Origin of the sequence: Pseudomonas sp. QLc11A (assembly GCF_052112305.1) — a bacterium.
Lineage (GTDB): Bacteria > Pseudomonadota > Gammaproteobacteria > Pseudomonadales > Pseudomonadaceae > Aquipseudomonas > Aquipseudomonas laurylsulfatiphila.
The window spans coordinates 36,764-56,620 of the sequence record NZ_JAVAJJ010000015.1; the positions used below are offsets into that span (position 1 = coordinate 36,764).

14 protein-coding genes and 3 pseudogenes are annotated in these 19,857 nt (G+C 58.4%); 8 read left to right on the top strand and 9 right to left on the bottom strand.

All coding sequences use genetic code 11. The features are described 5' to 3' along the window. Positions 1-26 precede the first annotated feature (26 nt). The 3 genes from Q8X48_RS20770 to Q8X48_RS20780 form a co-directional block, all read right to left on the bottom strand. The gene (locus tag Q8X48_RS20770) at positions 27-1,490 is read right to left on the bottom strand and encodes a purine-cytosine permease family protein (RefSeq protein ID WP_407801818.1); all 1,464 of its coding nucleotides are present in this window, start codon (positions 1,488-1,490) and stop codon (positions 27-29) included. Between the two features lie 176 nt (positions 1,491-1,666). Further along, positions 1,667-3,454 (bottom strand): choline dehydrogenase, encoded by a 1,788-nt coding sequence (locus Q8X48_RS20775; RefSeq protein WP_407801819.1) that lies wholly within the window; start codon positions 3,452-3,454, stop codon positions 1,667-1,669. Between the two features lie 158 nt (positions 3,455-3,612). Continuing rightward, positions 3,613-3,972 carry a cupin domain-containing protein gene (locus Q8X48_RS20780; RefSeq protein WP_407801820.1) on the bottom strand — a complete coding sequence of 120 codons (360 nt, stop codon included), beginning with the start codon at positions 3,970-3,972 and terminating at the stop codon, positions 3,613-3,615. A gap of 112 nt (positions 3,973-4,084) precedes the next feature. Between Q8X48_RS20780 and Q8X48_RS20785 the strand changes: the two genes are divergently transcribed. The 3 genes and pseudogenes from Q8X48_RS20785 to Q8X48_RS20795 all read left to right on the top strand — a co-directional run. Next, complete coding sequence (locus Q8X48_RS20785; protein WP_407801821.1) at positions 4,085-5,065, top strand: LysR family transcriptional regulator; 981 nt, start codon at positions 4,085-4,087, stop codon at positions 5,063-5,065. A gap of 280 nt (positions 5,066-5,345) precedes the next feature. After that, on the top strand, positions 5,346-5,852 hold the full coding sequence (msrA, locus tag Q8X48_RS20790; RefSeq protein ID WP_007973026.1) for a peptide-methionine (S)-S-oxide reductase MsrA: 507 nt from the start codon (positions 5,346-5,348) through the stop codon (positions 5,850-5,852). A gap of 72 nt (positions 5,853-5,924) precedes the next feature. Then, a pseudogene (locus Q8X48_RS20795) lies at positions 5,925-6,035 on the top strand (hypothetical protein); the annotation flags it as partial. 173 nt (positions 6,036-6,208) lie between these two features. Here Q8X48_RS20795 and Q8X48_RS20800 read toward each other — a convergent pair. The 3 genes and pseudogenes from Q8X48_RS20800 to Q8X48_RS20810 all read right to left on the bottom strand — a co-directional run. Beyond that, positions 6,209-6,455: pseudogene (locus tag Q8X48_RS20800) on the bottom strand (hypothetical protein); the annotation flags it as partial. Between the two features lie 27 nt (positions 6,456-6,482). Beyond that, positions 6,483-9,572: an efflux RND transporter permease subunit gene (locus Q8X48_RS20805; protein ID WP_407801822.1), complete on the bottom strand. Its 3,090-nt coding sequence runs from the start codon at positions 9,570-9,572 to the stop codon at positions 6,483-6,485. Next, a complete protein-coding gene (locus Q8X48_RS20810) occupies positions 9,569-10,678 on the bottom strand; it encodes an efflux RND transporter periplasmic adaptor subunit (RefSeq protein WP_407801823.1) in 1,110 nt (369 codons plus the stop codon). Before Q8X48_RS20810 ends, Q8X48_RS20805 begins: the two co-directional genes overlap by 4 nt. Before the next feature lie 172 nt (positions 10,679-10,850). Here Q8X48_RS20810 and Q8X48_RS20815 point away from each other — a divergent pair, with 172 nt between their 5' ends. Continuing rightward, a complete protein-coding gene (locus tag Q8X48_RS20815) occupies positions 10,851-12,311 on the top strand; it encodes an efflux transporter outer membrane subunit (protein ID WP_407801824.1) in 1,461 nt (486 codons plus the stop codon). A 135-nt stretch (positions 12,312-12,446) separates the two neighbouring features. Here the strand turns inward: Q8X48_RS20815 and Q8X48_RS20820 are convergent. The 3 genes and pseudogenes from Q8X48_RS20820 to Q8X48_RS20830 form a co-directional block, all read right to left on the bottom strand. Beyond that, positions 12,447-13,479, bottom strand: a pseudogene (locus Q8X48_RS20820) (OmpP1/FadL family transporter). Between the two features lie 199 nt (positions 13,480-13,678). Then, positions 13,679-14,305: a TetR/AcrR family transcriptional regulator gene (locus Q8X48_RS20825; RefSeq protein WP_407801825.1), complete on the bottom strand. Its 627-nt coding sequence runs from the start codon at positions 14,303-14,305 to the stop codon at positions 13,679-13,681. A 119-nt stretch (positions 14,306-14,424) separates the two neighbouring features. Beyond that, on the bottom strand, positions 14,425-15,339 hold the full coding sequence (locus tag Q8X48_RS20830; RefSeq protein ID WP_218483947.1) for a LysR substrate-binding domain-containing protein: 915 nt from the start codon (positions 15,337-15,339) through the stop codon (positions 14,425-14,427). Positions 15,340-15,537: 198 nt separating this feature from the next. Between Q8X48_RS20830 and Q8X48_RS20835 the strand changes: the two genes are divergently transcribed. From Q8X48_RS20835 to Q8X48_RS20850, 4 genes are all read left to right on the top strand, one after another. Beyond that, on the top strand, positions 15,538-16,287 hold the full coding sequence (locus Q8X48_RS20835) for an SDR family NAD(P)-dependent oxidoreductase (protein WP_126045405.1): 750 nt from the start codon (positions 15,538-15,540) through the stop codon (positions 16,285-16,287). A gap of 100 nt (positions 16,288-16,387) precedes the next feature. Then, complete coding sequence (locus Q8X48_RS20840; protein WP_407801826.1) at positions 16,388-17,686, top strand: MFS transporter; 1,299 nt, start codon at positions 16,388-16,390, stop codon at positions 17,684-17,686. Between the two features lie 18 nt (positions 17,687-17,704). Beyond that, a complete protein-coding gene (locus Q8X48_RS20845) occupies positions 17,705-18,553 on the top strand; it encodes a transketolase (protein ID WP_015094658.1) in 849 nt (282 codons plus the stop codon). Beyond that, positions 18,550-19,572 (top strand): transketolase family protein, encoded by a 1,023-nt coding sequence (locus Q8X48_RS20850; protein WP_407801827.1) that lies wholly within the window; start codon positions 18,550-18,552, stop codon positions 19,570-19,572. Before Q8X48_RS20845 ends, Q8X48_RS20850 begins: the two co-directional genes overlap by 4 nt. Positions 19,573-19,857: the final 285 nt, after the last annotated feature.

Below are 19,857 nucleotides of genomic sequence, written 5' to 3' on the forward strand. Positions count from 1 at the left end.
TCTTTGTCCGAAACATCGGGCTGCCTTCATAGCTCGCCAGCTATTCCTTCTTTTTCCACCAGGCTTCGTTCGTAGCTCAAATCAAGAGACCGAGATGTGAGTAAATAGAGGAGGCTTGCGACTACAAGACCTACAAACATCGAGATGTCGATATCACCCATCCGGTGAGCTATCCATCCGGTGAAAGGCTCGGTGACAAAAAACGGCACCATCGTCACCAGTGCTCCGATATAGGCGACGTTTCCTTGCCATCCCCACCGCCCGTAAATACCGGCCGGATTGAAGAGTTCGCGGATCGAATAACACCCCTTGCGAACGATATAAAAGTCCACCAGGTTTATTGCAGTCCATGGTGTGAACAGATAGGCCAGAAACACCAATACGTTTCCGTAGAAAACATTGAATTGTTCCTCCCCGACCATTGCCGCGACAACGCCTACGGACAGGGTCATCGCGACGATTGTGATGCCCCTCAAAAACAACGATGGCCGGACCCGACGGAAACAGTCAACGATCGAGATCAGGGTCAAGCTGCCTCCGTAAGCGTTGAGCGCCATCACCACCAGAAGACCGATGAACAACAATGCGACGGCTATTCGACCACCTCCTGCCATCAGGGCGTCGCCACCTTGTGCGATCGCCATGATGACGGATACGCCGGGGGTCGCTGCCGCGAGCAAGGAGCCAAGGCCAATCACCCACAGCGCTGATATCGCTGAAGGCAGATAGGTCCACAGGAACGACGATCGAGTGGAAACGGTGGGTGGGAGGTAGCGGGAGTAGTCCGATACGTATGGTGCCCAACCAAGCTGGAAACCTGCGACGATCACGAAGGTGGTCGCGAACGAATGCCATTGAATGGGCCCCGGAGTGAAAGCACCCGAAGGAATCCCGCCCCGCGCCACCGCAGCAAAGGTGAGTATCACGACCGTCAAGGCCAGCGGTGCGACCAGGAATCGGTTAACCCGATGGATCCACCGGTAGCCGAACAGCGCCAAGGTGCCGGCGATCAATACCGCGATTGGGAACCCCCAGGAAGTTGGAATCCCGAGGAGAAAATGCAGACTCGATCCTGCCAGGATCGCGTCGGCGACGTTGTAGTTGAAGTAGTTCACAAAGGCGAAGACCCACACCGTGATCGCAGCCCCCAAAAATCCGAACTGTGCTCTGGACTGAACTAACTGCGGTAGGCCTAGGTGAGGCCCCTGCGAAGAATGCAGAGCCATGAAAAGGGTACCGAACAGTGAACCGAACACAGTGGCAACCAGAGTCCAGAACAGTGAACCGCCAAGCGCCAGTGTGGTAACGCCGGTAGCCATTGCGGTCAGGTTGATGTTGGCAACTAACCAGACCGCACCGAGATGTCGCACCGTGCCATGACGCTCCGCCACCGGTACGAAATCTACAGAACGCCGTTCCGCACCATCGAGTCGGCCCTGCTGAATGACAGGCGTCACCGTGGCTGTTTTCCCGTTTGATGTCGTTCCCATTTTCTTGTTTTCCTAATTGAGATTGATCGGGGCTGAATCACTGAGGCTTCATTCATCAAGCTTTCTGGAGAACCCTCCAATTGCTGGTCAATCGCAGTGACTTTTATTACCTGTACAGCTCAAAGGAGAACGAAAGCTTGATTATGCGAAGCTTCGTTGCCCGGTAACGCTGTGACTCAACCCGCCACCATCGGTAGCTGTTGTCCCTTGGCATTTTCCAATAACGCGGCCGCTAGCCGATTTCGCTCGCTGGAATAGTCTCGGGTGATATTGGGGCCGCGTTGCCGGGTGGCCCATTGCGGATCTGCCAGTAACTCGGCGCCCTGCGCCTCCGGCAGGTGACGGCCACGGATCAGATCGGACAGCCGCTCGGCCAGCATCAGTGTTGGTGCCTGCAAGTCGCCAGCTGTGGCAGCGGGCATCAGCGAGGCATCTACCACCCGCAGCGCCTCCACGCCGCGCACCCGACCGTCGGGGAATGTCACCGCAGCTTCGTCGCTGCCCATACGACAAGTGCCGCAGGGATGGTAGGCGCTTTCCAACTTCTGCTTGAGAAAGGCATCTATGGCCGCATCGTCCTGCACTGCCGCGCCCGGGGCCAGTTCTCGGCCCCGATAAGGGGCGAAGGCCGGCTGGGCAAAGATCTCCCGCGTCAGGCGCACGCAGGCCCTGAACTCCGTCCAGTCATCGCTATGGGTCATGTAGTTGAAGCGTACTCGCGGCAAACTTTCCGGACGGGCGTCACGCAGCCTGACCCAACCGCGGCTCTTCGAACGCTTTGTGCCGACATGCACCTGGAAGCCATGCCCGGCGGCGAGTGTCTGCCCGTCATAGGAGATGGCCAGCGGCAGGAAGTGAAACTGGATGTCGGGATAAACGATGCCCGCCCGGCTGCGAATATGACCGCCGCTCTCGAAGTGGTTGGTCGCACCAGGCCCGCGCCGGGTAGCGAGCCACTCGATGCCGATCCTGGCCTTGCCCAGAAGGCTCTGGGTGGGAAACAGGCTAACCGGCTGGGTGCACTCCATCTGGAGGTAGAGCTCCATATGATCCATCAGGTTTTCGCCCACTTCGGGTGAGTCATGGATCACCGCAATACCCTGCTGCGCGAGCTCCCTCGCAGGTCCCACGCCCGAGCGCTTGAGGATCACCGGAGACATGATGGCCCCAGCTGACAGGATGACTTCCCGCGTGGCCATGGCTCGGGCAGGCTTGCCCGCTACCGAAAACAAAACACCGGTTGCTCGTCGGCCATCGAACATCACCCGGTCAACCAGGCCGCCCTTGATTACACGTACGTTCCCCCGGGCGATGGCAGGCCGCAGATAGGCCCGGGCAGCGCTCATGCGGCGCCCGTCGCAAACGTTCATTTCCATCGGTCCGAAGCCTTCGTGCTGCCGATTGTTCATGTTGTCACTTAAAGCGTAGCCGGCCTCGTTCCCGGCTTTGACGAAGGCCCGATAGAGTGGATTGGTTTCCGGCCCCCGCTTGATGTGCATCGGCCCATTGACCCCGCGCAGAGAGCCTCCGCCCTCGACGTTTTCCAGACGCTGGAAGTAAGGGAGCACGTTGGACCAGCGCCAGCCATCGGCACCCAGCGCCTCCCATAGCTCATAATCCATGGGGTTTCCGCGAACCCAACACATGCCGTTGATCGACGATGAGCCACCCAGCCCTTTGCCACGGGGCAGGTTCACTTGCCGCCCGTCCAGGCCAGGCTCCGGCTCGGTCTTCATGCCCCAGTTGAAGCGTTTGGTGTTCATCGGGATCGACAGTGCGGCCGGCATCGACACGAAGAGTGAGACATCGCTGCCACCCGCCTCGATCACCAAAATCCGCAAGTCCGGATCTTCACCAAGGCGATTGGCCATAACGCAACCGGCTGCGCCGGCACCGACGATGATGTAGTCATAGCGCCCTTCGTCTTGCGGGCTGGATAACGATGTTTGCTTAAGAGTCGACATGGTAATGATTCCCACAGACGTAATGCTGGAGGCAGACCCATTCACCCCGCTCGGCAATGTCCGCGCCAGGTTCGGGGTCCGGGTTGGTTTAAAGGAGCGATTGCTCAGTTTGGGCTTTGCGATTGATTGTTATGACTCGCACCCAACTCTTCAGCTGGCTAACCGACAATCACGTAAAACTTCAGCATCGGAACTGGCTGGCGCCACACGCCACGAAACCCCTTGGGCACCAGAAAGGAATCACCTTGGGTATAGGTTTCGCAGAAACCGTCTGCTTCGAGAGTGACCTCACCCTCCAGTACCACCATGAACTCATCAGCCGGATAGTTCTCGTAACGCTCGGTGTAGGGTTCGCAGCGCCAGATACCCGACTTCACCGGTGGTTCGCTACGGCAGAAGTAAGCATGATCCAGGCCCATCGGGCGGCCTTCGATCAGCTCGGCATGTTCAAGAGCCTCGTTCGGCAATTGCTGCCAGTCAGTTGGACCAGTCGAAGAAAAACGGATTGGTAGGAGCATTATGAAACCTCGGAATTGCGTGTTGGGATTGACGTCCAAGCTAAAGTCAGGCTCCTATACGGGCAAGTGACAAGATTTCAGCCTGAGTCACTTGAGGTTACGGAGCGCCTTCTTGAGAAAACATCAGTCGCTAACAGCGCTTCGCGCCTTCGAGGCCGTTGCCCGACTCAATAGCATTTCGTCCGCTGCGGAAGAGCTGCATGTAACGCGTCCAGCAGTGTCAAAACAGGTTACGCAGTTGGAGAGCGACATGGGCTGCCCCCTGCTCCAGCGTACGGGCAATGTGATCCGCCTGACTTCGGCGGGCCGCGAGTTGTTTGCGGCCCTGCAACAGGCCTTCGAGTTGATCCAGCTGACCACCGATACCATCAGCCGCCGGGCACGGCGGGGAGAGCATCTACGGGTGTTGGTATGCCGTGACTTCGCGTCAAGCTGGCTGGCCGGCCAGGTTGGGAAGTTTCTGGTTGCCAATCCCGGGATATCCGTAGAAATCACCGCCGAAAACAACTTTAGCTTCCGCCTCGATGAGGATTTCGACTTCCGAATTTTCTATGGTATGCACGGAGCCAGGGCGGGCGGAGGGTTGGAAGAAACTGAGCTGTGCCGCTGGATCGACGTTCTGGTCTGCACCCGCGCCTTTGCAGAAACCTATTTAGGAGAGGGCCACAAGCCTTGCGAGGCGCCTTACCTGATCGATGCCAATTACGATGTCTGGGACGAGTGGTGTACCCTGACCGGGCTGGATCCTGGCGGTCCGCGTCACCAGCAGACAGTGTTCAACGAAACCACCCTGTGCCTATCGGTCGCCGCATCAGGTGGCGGTCTGACCATCGGCGACAGCTTCCTTGCATTACCCGCCATCCAAACAGGCGAGCTGATCGTCCCCTACCCACTGGGCCTGGTCAGCGCGCAGAACTACAGTCTGTTCAAACCCAAGGCAAGACCGAACTCACCGGCTAGCCAAAAATTTGAGACCTGGCTACGCGGTGCAATAGATGCCTACCAAGTGACAGTGCGGCAAGCGCTCGCGGAAAAAGGCATTCGAGTAGTGGAGCGCACCGATGCTATCGACCAAAGCGCCCCTATCGGCTGAGCGTGCTGGACCAATTACGGAACTCACCGTTATTAGAGCGTCGCTTCTGGCCACGCCATGTCTGGCGGGCTTCCAATTCAGCAGTTTGAGCCGTGGTGACCTAGGTCTATTTCTTTTTTCTCGCGTCACTCATTAATGCTTGATGGGTGAGCGGGACAGAGTAAGGCAGAAACCGGCCAGGAGCGGTCACTCCAGTCCTGTTTGCGCGAAACCTTGGAATTGGCCAACACGCCCTCATAACAATGGCTATACACAACGTCCCCGAGAGGAAGGACAGACCATGACCAGACAAACCGAAACTGCCATTCTCGCCGGCGGCTGCTTCTGGGGCATGCAGGATCTGCTGCGGCGCTATCCCGGTGTGCTGCACACGCGGGTCGGTTATACCGGCGGCGATGTGCCGAATGCCACCTATCGCAACCATGGCAACCACGCCGAAGCCATCGAGATCGTCTTCGACCCTGCCGTGATCAGCTACCGGCAGATCCTCGAGTTCTTCTTCCAGATACACGACCCAAGCACGCCCAACCGTCAGGGTAATGACCAGGGCCCCAGCTATCGTTCGGCGATCTATTACCTGAATGAACAGCAACGCGACATTGCCGAAGACACCGCTGCCGATGTCGATGCTTCACACCTTTGGCCGGGCCGAGTAGTCACCGAAATAGAACCGGCCGGGCCTTTTTGGGAAGCGGAACCAGAGCACCAGGATTACCTCGAACGCATACCGAATGGCTACACATGCCACTTCATCCGCCCGAACTGGAAGCTCCCCAAGCGCGCCTGAACGTCGAGTTCATGAGGCGCAGAGCAGACCGATTCTGACCGCTGGCTGCCTTTCGCGAAGGGCAGCTTTGGATTGGCTCCTGACTTCAAAACCATCGCCGACTTTCGCAAAGACAACGGCAAAGCCATTCGCAGCGTCTGTCGTCAGTTCGTAGTGCTTAGTCGCAACCTCAATCTTTTCTCTGCGATGAGGGTTCGCCGACAGACAGTTGAGCATCCTTACGGACCACTCAAATATTGGATGAGAGAAAACGCGGTTGCAGAAAGGATCTGAGTTGACCATGGTGCTCAATCATGAAGAGCACTGGCAGAATCCCATCGCCTGCGCCATCTTGGGTGCGACAAAGCCCTGGCAATTCAGGGCTTTGTAGTTTCTGAAGTTTGCGTTTTCCACTCAGTCTTTTTTGGATCCTTTGCGCACCTTTTCAGTCGTTTGCGCAACGCCAGACCTCCGATACCAAATCCGAACCCATTCGAAAGCACATGCGTTAGTGCCATCTTCCGGGGCTTCAGGGCGACCAGGTCGAGCCAGCCCGGTTGCCGCGTCATCGGGATTCACAGGATTAAGCGTTGGGGGCACGACCTGATCGCGAAGCGCCAATACGCCCTCTCTTTAAGTGGATCCGGGCGCTTAGGTCACTTCTGCTGTTTCAGTTTGCCTCTGACTGACATGACTGATCTTGAACCAGATGGAATACATCGCCGGCAGGAACACCAGTGTCACGATGGTTCCCACGAACGTACCTCCGATCAGTGTGTAAGCCAGGGTTCCCCAGAAGACGGAGTGCGTCAGCGGAATGAACGCCAGGATGGCTGCCAGCGCTGTGAGCAGCACCGGGCGAGCGCGCTGTACTGTGGCTTCGATCACTGCATGGAACGGATCCAGCCCTTCTTGTGCGTTGTGATGGATTTGCCCAATCAGAATCAGCGTATTACGCATCAGAATGCCGGACAGGGCGATCAGCCCCACCAACGCATTGATACCAAACGGCTGCTGGAAGACCAGCAGTGTCGGGACCACACCAATCAGCCCGAGTGGCGAGGTGAGGAACACCATGATCATCGCCGAGACCGAACGCACTTGCAGGATGATGATCAGTAGCGTGACGGCAATCATGATCGGCAACAGCGGCAGTATCGCCTGACCGGCCTTGCCCGACTCCTCGATAGCCCCCGACTGCTCGATACGATAGCCATCCGGCAACTTGCCGATCACCGGTTGCAGTTCCTTCATGATCACGTTTGAAACGTCCGGTGGCTGCAAGCCTTCGGCAATGTCGCCACGCACAGTAATGGTCGGCGTGCGGTCACGACGCCGAAGGACGGGATCCTCCATGCGCACGTCCACTGCCCCTACCTGGGACAGCGGAATTCGCTGGCCCGCCGTGCCCACTAGCGTAAAGCCTTCTATTTTTGCAGGGTCGAGCCGGATATCACCCGCAGCACGTCCGATCACTTGCACCGAACGAATGTCTTCGCGAACGGCCGTGATCGGCACCCCTGCCAGCAGGAACTGCAACTGCTGTGCGACAGCACTGGAGGTCAGCCCCACCGCCTGCAAGCGGTCCTGATCCAGGGTGAAATGCAGCGTTGGTGTCAGCGGTCCCCAGTCAGTGTTGACGGTTCGCATCAAGGGGCTCGCCTGCATCACTGCCTGTACCTGAGCGGCGATCTCGCGCAATGTCGACGGGTCAGGCCCCATCACCCGATAGGCGACAGGAAAAGGTGAATATGGACCAAACACCAACTGCGTAACCCTGACACGCGCTTGCGGGGCAAGCCCTTCAGCGACGGCCTCGCGAATACGGAACTTGAGGGCCTCCCGTGCCTCCTGACTCTCCGTCAACACCACAATCTTGGCGAATGACGGATCAGGGAGCTCCGGCGCCATGGCCAGGTAGAAACGCGGCGCACCTTGTCCGATATAGGCCGTGACGATTTTTGCTTCATCCTGCTTTTGTAGCCAGGCCTCAACTTTGGCGGTGGTGAGGCTGGTCTGCTCGATTGAGGTTCCATAGGGCATTTGCACTTCGACCAACACTTCAGGTCGATCCGAGGTGGGGAAGAACTGCTTCTTGACCAGGCTCATGCCGACAATCGCCAGGACAAACGTTGCGATAACAGTACCGGCCACCAGCCATTTGTGGGCGATGACGCGCGTCAAAATCCGGCGGAAACGGTTGTAGTTGGCGGTGTTGTAAATGGCCGCCTGCCCCCCTTCGACCTTTTCGATCTTCGGCAACATTTTCACCCCCAGATAGGGAGTAAAGGCCACCGCAACCACCCATGAGGCAATCAGGGCAATGCCCACGATCCAGAACATGTTGCTGGTGTACTCGCCGGCAGTCGACTGTGCGAAGCCGTTGGGCAAAAAGCCGATAGCGGTCACCAGGGTGCCGGAAAGCATCGGTGCGGCCGTATGACTCCAGGCATAGGCTGACGCTTTGATGCGGTCGTAGCCTTCCTCCATTTTCACCACCATCATCTCGATCGCAATGATGGCGTCGTCCACCAGCAGCCCCAGTGCCAGAATCAGCGACCCGAGGGTAATACGGTCAAAGTTCTTGCCCGTGGCCGCCATCACCACAAACACCACGGCCAGGGTCAGCGGCACCGCCGCCGCCACGACAATACCGACATGCCAGCCCATGCTGAGAAAGCACACCAGCATCACAACCAGCAAGGCGACGAAGAACTTGATCATGAATTCGTCGACGGCCGAACTGATATTCACAGACTGGTCGGTGACCTTGGTAAGCGTCATGCCCAGCGGCATGCCTTCATTGATCCTGGTCGTCTCCACGTCCAGTGCCTTGCCCAGATCAAGACCGTTCCAGCCCTCGCGCATCACGACACCCAGTAACAGCGCTTGCTCACCGTTATTACGCACCAGGAAGGTCGCCGGATCTTCGTAACCACGCTCGACCGTCGCCACGTCCGAGAGCTTCAAGGTTCGCCCCTGAATCGCAAGCGGTGTGTCACGAATCTTCTGCATCTTGTCGAAGGCACCGTCAAGACGCAGGAAGACTTCTGGCCCCTTGGTTTCAATGGAGCCGGCTGGCGTGAGCACGTTCTGATTATTCAGCGCGGCAAAAATATCCTGGGGAGATACGCCCAGCGTGGCCAGCCGATCATGGGAGAAGGAGACAAAGATGCGTTCACTCTGCTCACCAATGATGTTGACCTTTTTCACACCCGGCACATGCAACAGGCGCTGGCGCAGCGATTCCGCATCACGTACCAGCAATCGCTGCGGCTCGCCTTTGGCTTTCAAGGCAAACAGAGCAAAGGTCACATCTGAAAACTCGTCGTTGACCATCGGGCCAATCACACCGGCCGGAAGTTTGATCGCCTCATCGTCGAGCTTTTTGCGCGTCTGGTAGAACTCCTCCTGCACTTGGGAGGGCGGAGTGCGATCGAGCAGTGTCACCACGGTGAAGGCGAGACCCGGACGGGTGTAGGTTTCCGTGCGGTCGTACCATTTCAATTCTTGCAGACGTTTTTCCAGTGGCTCGGCGACCTGGTCCTGCATCTCCTGCGCCGTAGCGCCCGGCCACGCCGTGATGACCGTCAGCTGCTTGACCGTAAACGGCGGGTCTTCCGCACGCCCCAGTTGGAAAAACGCCAGGATCCCTGCGACACCGATCAGGAAGATCAGGAACACCGTGATCGAACGCTCGCGAACGGCGAGCGCCGAAAGATTGAAGCGCCCCTGGCTCATGGATGGCTCCCGGCAACTTCGACGTCACCCTGTCGAGTCAGCCTCACCTCTTCACCCTCACGCAGCAGATGTGCACCTAACGCGACAACTTGCTCCCCGACCTTGAGATCACCTGCAACTCGCGCTGCATCATCGCTCACGCTCAAAATACGGACGGGTCTCCAAGTCACCTTCGCGGGTTTGCCCGCAATAATCCAGACGCCGGCACCTTTGCCCGGGTCATAGACAGCAGCCAGCGGCACTTGCAACACCTGACCATTTGCGCTGCCTTCGGCGATCCGCATAGTGACAGTGGAACCTAACGGCGCATTGGCCAGCGCGCCCTCGAGCACATACCGCGCCTCAAATGTGCGCGTCATGCGATCGGCCGAATCGGAAAGCAACCTCAGCCTGGCTGTCACTGCATCCGTGGCGTTGCCATAAAGCGTTGCCTGCGCGGTGGAACCTGCCGCCGGACGCAGCGTTTCGGGCAAGTGCACAATGGCTTCGCGCTGCCCTGCCCGCGCCAGTCGAACCACAGCCTGCCCCGGGCTGACGACTTGTCCTGGCTCGGCAAGTGTCTCCACCACTACTGCGTCGGAATCAGCAAACAACACGGCGTAACCCGACGCATTGCGAGCGACGTCTGCCTGCGCTTGCGCCGCACTGAGCTGTGCTTTTGCGGTATCAGCCGCGGCTTTGACCTGATCGTACGCCGAGGCAGAAATGGCTCCGGCGGCAACCAGGTCGCGATATCGAGCCTCGTCATCCGCTGTTTGTCTGGCTCGCGCCCGAGCGGCCATGACCGACTCTTGCTGTGCCCGCGCCTGCAACCCGAGATCGATCGGGTCGAGGCGCATGAGTGGCTGACCCCGCTTGACCGTCTGGCCAGTGTCAACCAGGCGCTCAAGTATCTTGCCCGAGACCCGAAAGCCCAGGTCAGCCTGAACGCGGGCGACCACGATGCCAGTGAAAGATCGTGAAGCCTCGGACGCCCCCTGAACCGCAGAGGACCTCACCAAAGGAGCGTGCGTGCGTGGGTCATCAACGACGGATGAGTCGCCACACGCCGTCAGGACGAGAGGCAACAGACAAACGGCAATCGGGACAGGTAGAAGCCGGCGCATGGGTTCCCTTACTCAACAATTGGACATTGCCCAGTATTTTCTGCATGGTGACCACTTATGTCAATGGTCACAAGATAACTGACAGACAGCGAGAAACAATAGACTTCATTGATTGACAGAATGTGACCTTTAATTAATATGGTCACAATCAATCCTCATTGAAGGAACCCAAATGCCTCCTCTGCACCCTATCGCTCTTTTGGTGACCGCCAGTTTGATGGCCGGCTGTGCGGTCGGTCCGGACTATCAACGACCGCCCCTCCCTCTTTCCGATCGTTATCTGGGTCAACCCGCTGTCGAGCACAGGCCCGCAACCGTGCCGACCAGTCTCGTGAGCTGGTGGGATAGTTTTGGAGATCCCGTGCTGACCGACTTCGTCTCCAAGGCTCTTGAACAGAACCTGGATCTGGCGCAAGCGGCAGCGCGAGTCACACAGGCACGGGCAGGATTGGGTGCCGCAAATGCCGCCTTGCTGCCCTCCGGGAGCATCGATGGTCAGGCCGCGCGCTCCTACCAATCCATCGAGACGCCACTCGGCCAGGTTTTGAACTCGATGCCTGGCTATGATCGGTACGCAAGTTCTTACGAGCTCAACCTCAATGCTGGCTGGGAAGTTGATGTCTTTGGCGGCCTGAGACGCGGACGCGAAGCCGCACTCGCCGAGTACCAGGCCTGCGAGGCGGGCGCGACCGCCACGCGATTGGCGGTTGCAGCACAGACGGCCGATATCTACATCACTATCCGTGGATTGCAGGCCCGGCTGGACATTGCCAAGCGACAAGTCGAAACCCGGCAGGGACTGCTGGAGAAAGTCCGCTTGCTCTACGGCAAGGGCCTCGCTGCCAACTACCAGGTTCAGCAGACTGAGGGAGAGTTAGCGCAAGTCCAGGCGACAGTACCAGTGCTCCAGACTGGCCTGGACGCTGCCATGAATGCACTGGATGTCATGCTCGGCACACCGCCTGGCACTCACCGCACGCAACTGGCAGATACGGGGAGCATTCCTCTTGTGCCGCAGATCAAGGCCTGGGGAACACCGGCCGATCTGCTGCGCCGCAGGCCAGACCTGATCGTGGCTGAACGCCGCCTGGCAGCCTCTAATGCGCGCATCGGCGTGGCGATTGCCGAGTACTACCCGAAATTCTCGCTCAGCGCATTGCTGGGTAGTGCCACCGCTGTATCCGGCGGCAACCTTTTCACCGGCGGCGCCAATCAGTCGGCGGGTGCACTGGGGCTGCGCTGGAGGCTTTTTGACTTTGGCCGCATAAACGCTCAAATCGATCAAGCCAAGGGACAGGAAGCCGAAGCGCTGGCCGCTTACCGCCAGTCGGTTTTACGCGCCACTGAGGATGTCGAGAATGCCTTCTCCGCTCTGGTGAATCGCGACACTCAGGCAACCACTCTCGCTGGAGGCGAGACCTCTCTGACACAGGCTCGCCAATCGTCGTTCATTGCCTACGAAAAAGGCACGGCCAGTCTGATTGATGTTCTGCACGCCGACGAAACGATGCTGCAGGCTTCCGATGCCCGAGCGCAGGCGCGGACGGAATCGGCACGGGCCGCGGTTGCGGCATTCAAGGCGCTCGGCGGCGGCTGGCAACCTCCTGAAACCCTGCCTGTTGCGTCGCGATGAAGCTCGCCAGCGGTGCAGTGTCCAGGCTTCAACCTTTCTCTCTGAGAAATGGCCCGATATACAGGTCCTTGAGCGTCTGGATTCGGGAGGCAACACGCACTCCCGACCCGACATTTGCGATGTGACAACGCTCAGCTAGAAACGGTAGCTGACGGAAGTACCGAGCCCGCTCGCACTGTTCTTGTATTTGGCACTGTATGCACCTCTCGTTGCCGAGCTGTCATTGACCTCTACGCTCTCCTCCCAAAGGTAGGAATAAGCGAGGTCGATCGTGACATTTTCCACCGGCGTCCAGCCGGCACCGAAGCTGACAACCTCTCGGTCGCCCGTAGGAATCCGGGGCCCGCGATTGGTGTTGTTGGTGGGTGACTGATCAACCGAAAACCCGCCACGAAGCACCCATTGATTATTCAATTGATACGCAGCACCAATAGCGTGAGCCCACGTGTCATGCCAGTTCTGCTCTTCGGTAATCGTGGTAACTGACCTTGGAGTGATAGGTCAGCCCCAGGCGGGTCTGATCTGTCGCCTGCACCAGCACACCGGCGTTGAATCCAAGTGCGGTGTCATCGCCAGTGCTTTTGAGCTTGCCGTCATTACGTCCCGGGCTTAGTGGATTGGGCACCATCCCCGATATCTCACCGCCGATACGGTTAATGGTCGGACCGAATCCGATCGAAATATTTTCGTTAAAGGCGTAGCTGATGGTCGGCTGGAAAGTCAGTGTGGTGACTTCGCTCTTGTTGGCGTAATAGCGTCCGGCAAAACCACTGCCGTAGTCGGTAATCAACCCAAAAGGCACATAAAACCCGACGCCGAATGCCCAATGGTCATCGATGGGTTTGACGTAATACCCCATTGGTACGGTGGTCGTGGGCACCATGTCGCCCTCTTCCGTCCCTCCAAACGTATTGCGAGTCTGGCTGATATCAGACTTGGCGAACAGCGTGGCCGCCCCCACGTTGGCCTGCTCTCGTTTAAGCCGCGCCATGCCCGCCGGATTGCCGAAGAGGGTACTGGCGTCTTGCGCAGATGAAGATCGACCGGCAAAACCGGATCCCATCCCGCTGATGCTTTGTTCGTTGAGCGCGAAGCCACCGGCAAGCACATTGGAGGACGCAAGCACGACTGCCAGGCCAACGGGGCTCTTGAGTTTTATTTTTTTCATGGCCTGGACTCTATGGGTGTCACTAAAAGAGAACATCGAGAACTACAGCGCCCCATATTATCCACGTGACCAATTCGATCAATAGTCACAAACAGCAAAGTTGATAGTCTTCCCGGCACTCATGTACCGGGAACAGAAAACGCAATGAAGGGGATGTCGCCTCGACTCAAATCACCTGAATATTTTGTTCAGTGACGCGTCAAGGCATGAGGCTGCGCAAGATGAGGTTGGAGGTCAGCGTGGGCGCTTGCTCAATAAAGTCCAGATTGTGTTGCAGCAGCAGAGGATTGACGAAAGGTCGCAGCGCCAGATTGATCGACTCTACGGTTTCGTCCAGCGGGGTTTTGCGCTCGAACTCTCCAATTTCTCGCCCTTGACGCACGATGTCAAAGATAAAGCTCTTGATCTGTGCTTCATAAACCTGGGCACTGTTCCAGCCCTCCGAAGCGGAAAATGCCGCGATGTCGTAGAGCTTGCGATCATTGAAGAAGAGGTCCACACCCGTGGCAATGACGGTTTTTACCAGTCTGCGGAAACGCTCGGTTGGTGAAATCGCGTCTGCATTAACAGCCTGTTCGACTGCCGCAACAATCTGCCCCAAACAGTTTGAGCAGATCGCTTCGCCGATCGCCTGCTTGGAATCAAAGAATTTATAGATGTACGCTTTGGAAAAACCGATGGCCTTCGCCAGGTCGGAAACCGTGGTTTTACCGTAGCCATACTGACTGAAGTGCTCATTGGCAGCAGCGACAATCTGGTCTCGAATGTCGTGCTCCGCTGGGCCACGAGTGCTCGGCGAGGAGGTAGGTATTGATGGCTGATTCATGACAGCAGCTTACTCATCCTATCGTAGACTGACAACTCGTGACTCCACAGGAATATGGTCACAATACCGCCGCCTTACGTTGTTTAGAAGTGGGCGTGCAGGGCGTCATGACATCAGGGTCAGTAATTGAGGTCATGCCCTAACTCATTCTGCATCCATTCCAGAAATCTTCTCACCCTTGGAAAATTTGCATGGGCTCTGGGGAAAACCAGGTGGTGTGCAGTGATTGGGGCGCTCAACTCAGGCGCTACCTCGACCAGCGCGCCACGCGCCAGATAGTCCTGCGCAAGCAGCGTGCTTTCCAACGCAAATCCTAAACCGTGGCTGGCCGCCTCCAATGTCATGTAGGAACGGTCAAAGCTGAGTGTGTAGGGTCTTTCGGGGCGTGACAGACCATGTTGAGCAAACAGCTGCGGCCACTTGATCAACGTGGCCTCCGACAGGATCAGATTGCAGTCCAGTAAATCCGCGACCGCCCGGATGGGGCGTTTTTCCAGAAGCTTCGGGGACGCCAGCACGGCAATCTTTTCATTGCGGATCGTCCGTACTTCGTAGCTGGGCCAATTGGGCATGCCGTGGCGGATGTCCACATCGATCTTGTCACGACTGAAGTGTAGCGACTCGTAGGAGCACGAGAGGTTGAGCTGGATATCGGGATGACTCTGGCGAAATTGCTCCAGGCGCGGCATCAGCCACAGCAAGCCGAAACTGGGCGACGAGTGCAGTCGCAGGCAATCGAGGCTGACATCGCTGGTGGCCCGTTCGGTGGCCACCGCCAGACTGTGCAGGATGCCGGACACCTCAGTGAGGTACTGCTCGCCGACTGGCGTCAATGTCACGCCCCTGGCCGTTCTGAGAAATAGCTGCCGGCCGATCATGGCCTCGAGTTTGGCCAGTTGGTGGCTGACTGCCGAGGGCGTCAGGTCGAGCAGTTCGGCGGCGCGGGCGACGTTGCCGAAGCGTGCCGTCTGTTCGAAGGCCTGAATGGCTTTCAGTGGTGGAAGGATCGGAGGTGCATCGCCAGGTGAACTCATGATTATTGTTTTTCCGCTGCAAGTGGCTTGGGCCGGGCGTTCAGCTATTCAAACATTGGAAGAGTTGGTTGGCGAGTGCTGAATTTTTTTCAGCATCGAGTGACATTCGCCTTATTGCTCAGGGTCAGCGTGGAGAACAAGCTGAGTCATCGGTTCTTCGTGGATCGACCCAATAAAAACAATCAGAGGTACTCTTCCATGCTTCTCAAAGGCAAAGTTGCGATCATCACCGGTGCAGCTTCCGCACGTGGCATCGGCCGCGCTACGGCAACGACCTTCGCGCAACAAGGCGCTCGCGTCGTGATCCTCGACCTGGATGAATCCGCTGCACGGGATGCCGCCGCCTCCCTGGGCGAAGGTCATCTCGGCCTCGCCGCCAACGTTGCTGACGAATCGCAAGTCCAGCAGGCCGTCGCCAAAATCATCGAGCACTTCGGTCGCATCGACATTCTGGTCAATAACGCCGGCATCACCCAGCCCCTCAAGACCCTGGATATCCGCCCCTCTGATTACGACAAGGTGCTGGACGTCAGCCTGCGCGGCACCCTGCTCATGTCACAGGCGGTGATTCCGCTGATGCGCCAGCAGTCGGGCGGCAGCATCGTGTGCATGTCGTCGGTCTCCGCTCAACGCGGCGGCGGCATTTTCGGTGGCCCGCATTACAGCGCCGCCAAGGCCGGCGTGCTGGGCCTGGCCAAGGCCATGGCGCGAGAACTGGGGCCGGACAAGGTTCGCGTCAACTCCATCGCCCCCGGTTTGATCCACACCGACATCACCGGTGGCCTGATGCAGGACGAACGTCGTCACGCGATCATCGACGGCATCCCGTTGGGACGTCTGGGTGAGGCTCAGGATGTCGCCAACGCCGCGTTGTTCCTGGCCAGCGACCTATCCTCTTACCTGACCGGCATCACCCTGGATGTGAACGGCGGCATGCTGATTCACTGAATACACCTGAGCGGGCCTGCGCGGCCCGTGCGGTTCTGGATCGACGATGCAGCCAGGCTTGATTGCCTGGCGGTCAATAAAAACAAGAGATCAGACCATCATGACTACCCTGTCGCTCGAAGCGGTTTCGACCGTGCGCTCCAACGCCTACCGTAAAACCGCGTGGCGCCTGATGCCCTTTCTGATGCTGTGCTACCTGTGCGCCTATCTGGATCGGGTCAACGTCGGTTTTGCCAAACTGCAAATGATGAACGATCTGGCGCTCAGCGAAACGGTTTACGGACTGGGCGCGGGCATGTTCTTCATCGGCTATTTCCTCTGCGAAGTTCCCAGCAACATCATCCTGCACAAGGTCGGTGCGCGGGTCTGGATCGCTCGCATCATGATCACCTGGGGCATCGTCTCCGCCCTGTTCGCCTTCGTCGAAACCGCGTGGCAATTCTATGCCTTGCGCTTTCTGCTTGGCATTGCCGAAGCGGGTCTTGCGCCGGGTCTGCTGCTGTACCTGACCTACTGGTTTCCGTCCTATCGGCGTGCGCGCATGACCGTGTTGTGGTTTATCGCCATTCCGCTGTCGGGCATGGTCGGTGGCCCGCTCTCCGGCTGGATCATGAATCACTTCGCCGGCATGCATGGCTGGGCCGGCTGGCAGTGGATGTTCGTGCTCGAAGCTGTGCCCACCGTTCTTATCGGCTTGCTGGTACTGAGCTATCTCAAGGATGGCGTACACCAGGCCACCTGGCTCGATGACGACGAAAAAGCACTGATCCGCCGCGAACTGGCCGAGGATGACCAGCAGAAAATCACCCATGCGTCGGTGGGCGAGTTTATTCGCGACCGTCGTCTGTGGTTGCTCGCAGGCATCTACTTCTGCGTTGTAATGGGCCAGTACGCGATCACCTTCTGGCTACCGACACTGGTACGCAACGCCGGGGTTTCCGATCCGCTGCACATCGGTTTCCTGACCAGTCTGCCCTACCTCTGCGCCATTGTGGCGATGCTGCTGGTCGGTCGCAGTGGCGACAAACACCGCGAGCGACGCTGGCACCTGATCGCCCCGATGATTGCCGGCGCACTCGGCCTGACCCTCGCCGCATTGCTGGGCGGCAATATCGTCCTGTCCATCCTGAGCCTGTGCCTGGCGGCGTCCGGCATTCTGTCGGCGACGTCGCTGTTCTGGATGCTGCCCACCACATTGCTCGGCGGAGTTTCCGCCGCCGCGGGCATTGCGGCAATCAACAGCTTCGCCAACCTCGCCGGGTTCTGCTCGCCTTACCTGATCGGCTGGATCACCACACAGACAGGTTCCAGCGCCATCGGCATGTACCTGATCACCGGCGCTCTGGTGTTCGGCGCCACGCTGGTGCTGCGAATTCCCGCCGCCTCGGTCAATCGTTGATTTATTGGAGCTTTCACCATGACTGCCAATCCTTCACTCGTTACACCCAAGACGCTGACAGAGCGTGCCCATAACATTCGCCGCCACGCGTTGCGCATGGGGCAAGTTCAGGGGCAAGGCTATGTCGGCCAAGCTCTCGGTGCCGCCGACCTGCTGGCCGTGTCCTACTTCCATGCCTTGGACTATCGGCCTGAAGACCCGCAATGGGAGGGCCGCGATCGCTTCTACCTGTCGATCGGTCACTACGCGATTGCGCTGTATGCGGCCCTGATCGAAGCCGAAATCATCCCGCTCGATGAGCTGGAAACCTACGGCGCGGACGACAGTCGTTTGCCGATGTCAGGCATGGCCGCCTACACCCCGGGCATGGAAATCACCGGCGGTTCGCTGGGCCAGGGCCTGGGCATCGCGGTCGGTGCCTGCCTGGGCCTCAAGCGCAAAGGCTCACCCTCCTTCGTCTACAACTTGCTTTCAGACGGCGAGCTGAATGAAGGCTCGACCTGGGAAGCCGTGATGTCGGCTTCGCACTGGAAGCTCGACAACCTGATCGCCATCGTCGACGTCAACAACCAGCAAGCCGACGGTTACTCCAGCGAGATCCTGTCCTTTGAACCCATCGTCGATCGCTGGCAAGCCTTTGGCTGGTTCACTCAGCGCGTCGATGGCAATGACCTCGACGCACTGGTCACCGCGTTCGATGCCGCGCGCAATCATTCCGGCAGCCAGCCACGGGTGATCATCTGCGACACCAAAATGGGTAAAGGCGTGCCCTTCCTGGAAACACGCGAGAAGACGCACTTCATCCGCGTGGAAGAACACGAATGGGATCTGGCACTGCGCAATCTTGAAGAAGGAAAAAACCAATGAACAACGCCGCCAACACACCGACGCCGACTGCCGAACCGATCAAGAAACGCCTGACCACCTCGGCGATGATCGCCTCCATAGCTTCGGAAGGCCAAGCCACTAAATCCGCGCCTTTCGGTCATGCGCTCGCGGCGCTGGCTGATCAGCGCCAGGACATCGTCGGTCTGTCCGCCGACCTGTCCAAGTACACCGACCTGCACATCTTCGCCAAGGCACATCCCGACCGTTTCTATCAAATGGGCATGGCCGAGCAACTGCTGATGAGTGCGGCAGCGGGGATGGCCCGCGAAGGTTTCGTGCCTTTCGCCACGACCTACGCGGTGTTCGCTTCGCGCCGCGCCTATGACTTCATCTGCATGGCGATCGCCGAGGAAAACCTCAACGTCAAGATCGTTTGCGGCCTGCCCGGCCTCACCACCGGCTATGGACCCAGCCACCAGGCCACGGACGACCTGGCGATCTTCCGGGCCATGCCCAACCTGATGATCGTCGATCCCTGCGATGCCCTGGAAATCGAGCAGGCCGTACCCGCCATTGCCGCGCATCAAGGGCCGGTGTACATGCGCCTGCTGCGCGGCAATGTACCGCTGGTGCTGGACGAGTACGGCTATAAATTCGAGATCGGCAAGGCCAAGACCCTGCGCACCGGTAACGATGTGTTGATCATCTCCACCGGCCTGATGACCATGCGTGCACTGGAAGCGGCCAAAGAACTGCAAGCGGACGGCGTCGATGTTGCCGTGCTGCACGTTCCGACGATCAAACCACTGGATGAACAAACCATTCTCGCCGAGGCAAGAAAGTCAGGTCGACTGGTGGTCACAGCAGAGAACAGTTCGATTATTGGCGGTCTCGGCGAGGCCGTTGCCGGGGTGCTGCTGCGCAATGGGGTGACGCCAACCTTCAGGCAGATCGCATTGCCCGATGCATTCCTCGATGCCGGTGCCCTGCCGACGTTGCATGATCGCTATGGCATTTCGACTCAGGCAGTCTGCGCTCAAATCAAAGCCTGGCTTTGACCGCTGAATGACAGGAGCGCTTATGGATAGGCGCTCCATAGTGAGGTTTCAGGATGTTCGCCTCGAGTCGTTTCTTGCCATCCCCTTATGAATGCTCTTGGAAGAAAGCGGCGCGGCGGCAAACGCCGGCCAAAAGCAGTCGGTGTTTCGGACTGTGCGACAGATTTCGAAAGAAAGCTGCAAGCCCCGCTACGCTTAAGGGCTTGCGACTCATTGCCGATACGCCCCTCAAGCTTGCGAGACGTTTTCTACCGGTAGGCCTGCCGTGTTGATTACGGAACACCT

Coding starts and splice junctions, on each gene's coding strand:
- Q8X48_RS20840 (WP_407801826.1), top strand. CDS start 16,388: ATGACTACCCTGTCGCTCGAAGCGGTTTCGACCGTGCGCTCCAACGCC.
- Q8X48_RS20835 (WP_126045405.1), top strand. CDS start 15,538: ATGCTTCTCAAAGGCAAAGTTGCGATCATCACCGGTGCAGCTTCCGCA.
- Q8X48_RS20805 (WP_407801822.1), bottom strand. CDS start 9,572: ATGAGCCAGGGGCGCTTCAATCTTTCGGCGCTCGCCGTTCGCGAGCGT.
- Q8X48_RS20780 (WP_407801820.1), bottom strand. CDS start 3,972: ATGCTCCTACCAATCCGTTTTTCTTCGACTGGTCCAACTGACTGGCAG.
- Q8X48_RS20845 (WP_015094658.1), top strand. CDS start 17,705: ATGACTGCCAATCCTTCACTCGTTACACCCAAGACGCTGACAGAGCGT.
- Q8X48_RS20775 (WP_407801819.1), bottom strand. CDS start 3,454: ATGTCGACTCTTAAGCAAACATCGTTATCCAGCCCGCAAGACGAAGGG.
- Q8X48_RS20830 (WP_218483947.1), bottom strand. CDS start 15,339: ATGAGTTCACCTGGCGATGCACCTCCGATCCTTCCACCACTGAAAGCC.
- Q8X48_RS20770 (WP_407801818.1), bottom strand. CDS start 1,490: ATGGGAACGACATCAAACGGGAAAACAGCCACGGTGACGCCTGTCATT.
- Q8X48_RS20815 (WP_407801824.1), top strand. CDS start 10,851: ATGCCTCCTCTGCACCCTATCGCTCTTTTGGTGACCGCCAGTTTGATG.
- Q8X48_RS20810 (WP_407801823.1), bottom strand. CDS start 10,678: ATGCGCCGGCTTCTACCTGTCCCGATTGCCGTTTGTCTGTTGCCTCTC.
- Q8X48_RS20850 (WP_407801827.1), top strand. CDS start 18,550: ATGAACAACGCCGCCAACACACCGACGCCGACTGCCGAACCGATCAAG.
- msrA (WP_007973026.1), top strand. CDS start 5,346: ATGACCAGACAAACCGAAACTGCCATTCTCGCCGGCGGCTGCTTCTGG.
- Q8X48_RS20825 (WP_407801825.1), bottom strand. CDS start 14,305: ATGAATCAGCCATCAATACCTACCTCCTCGCCGAGCACTCGTGGCCCA.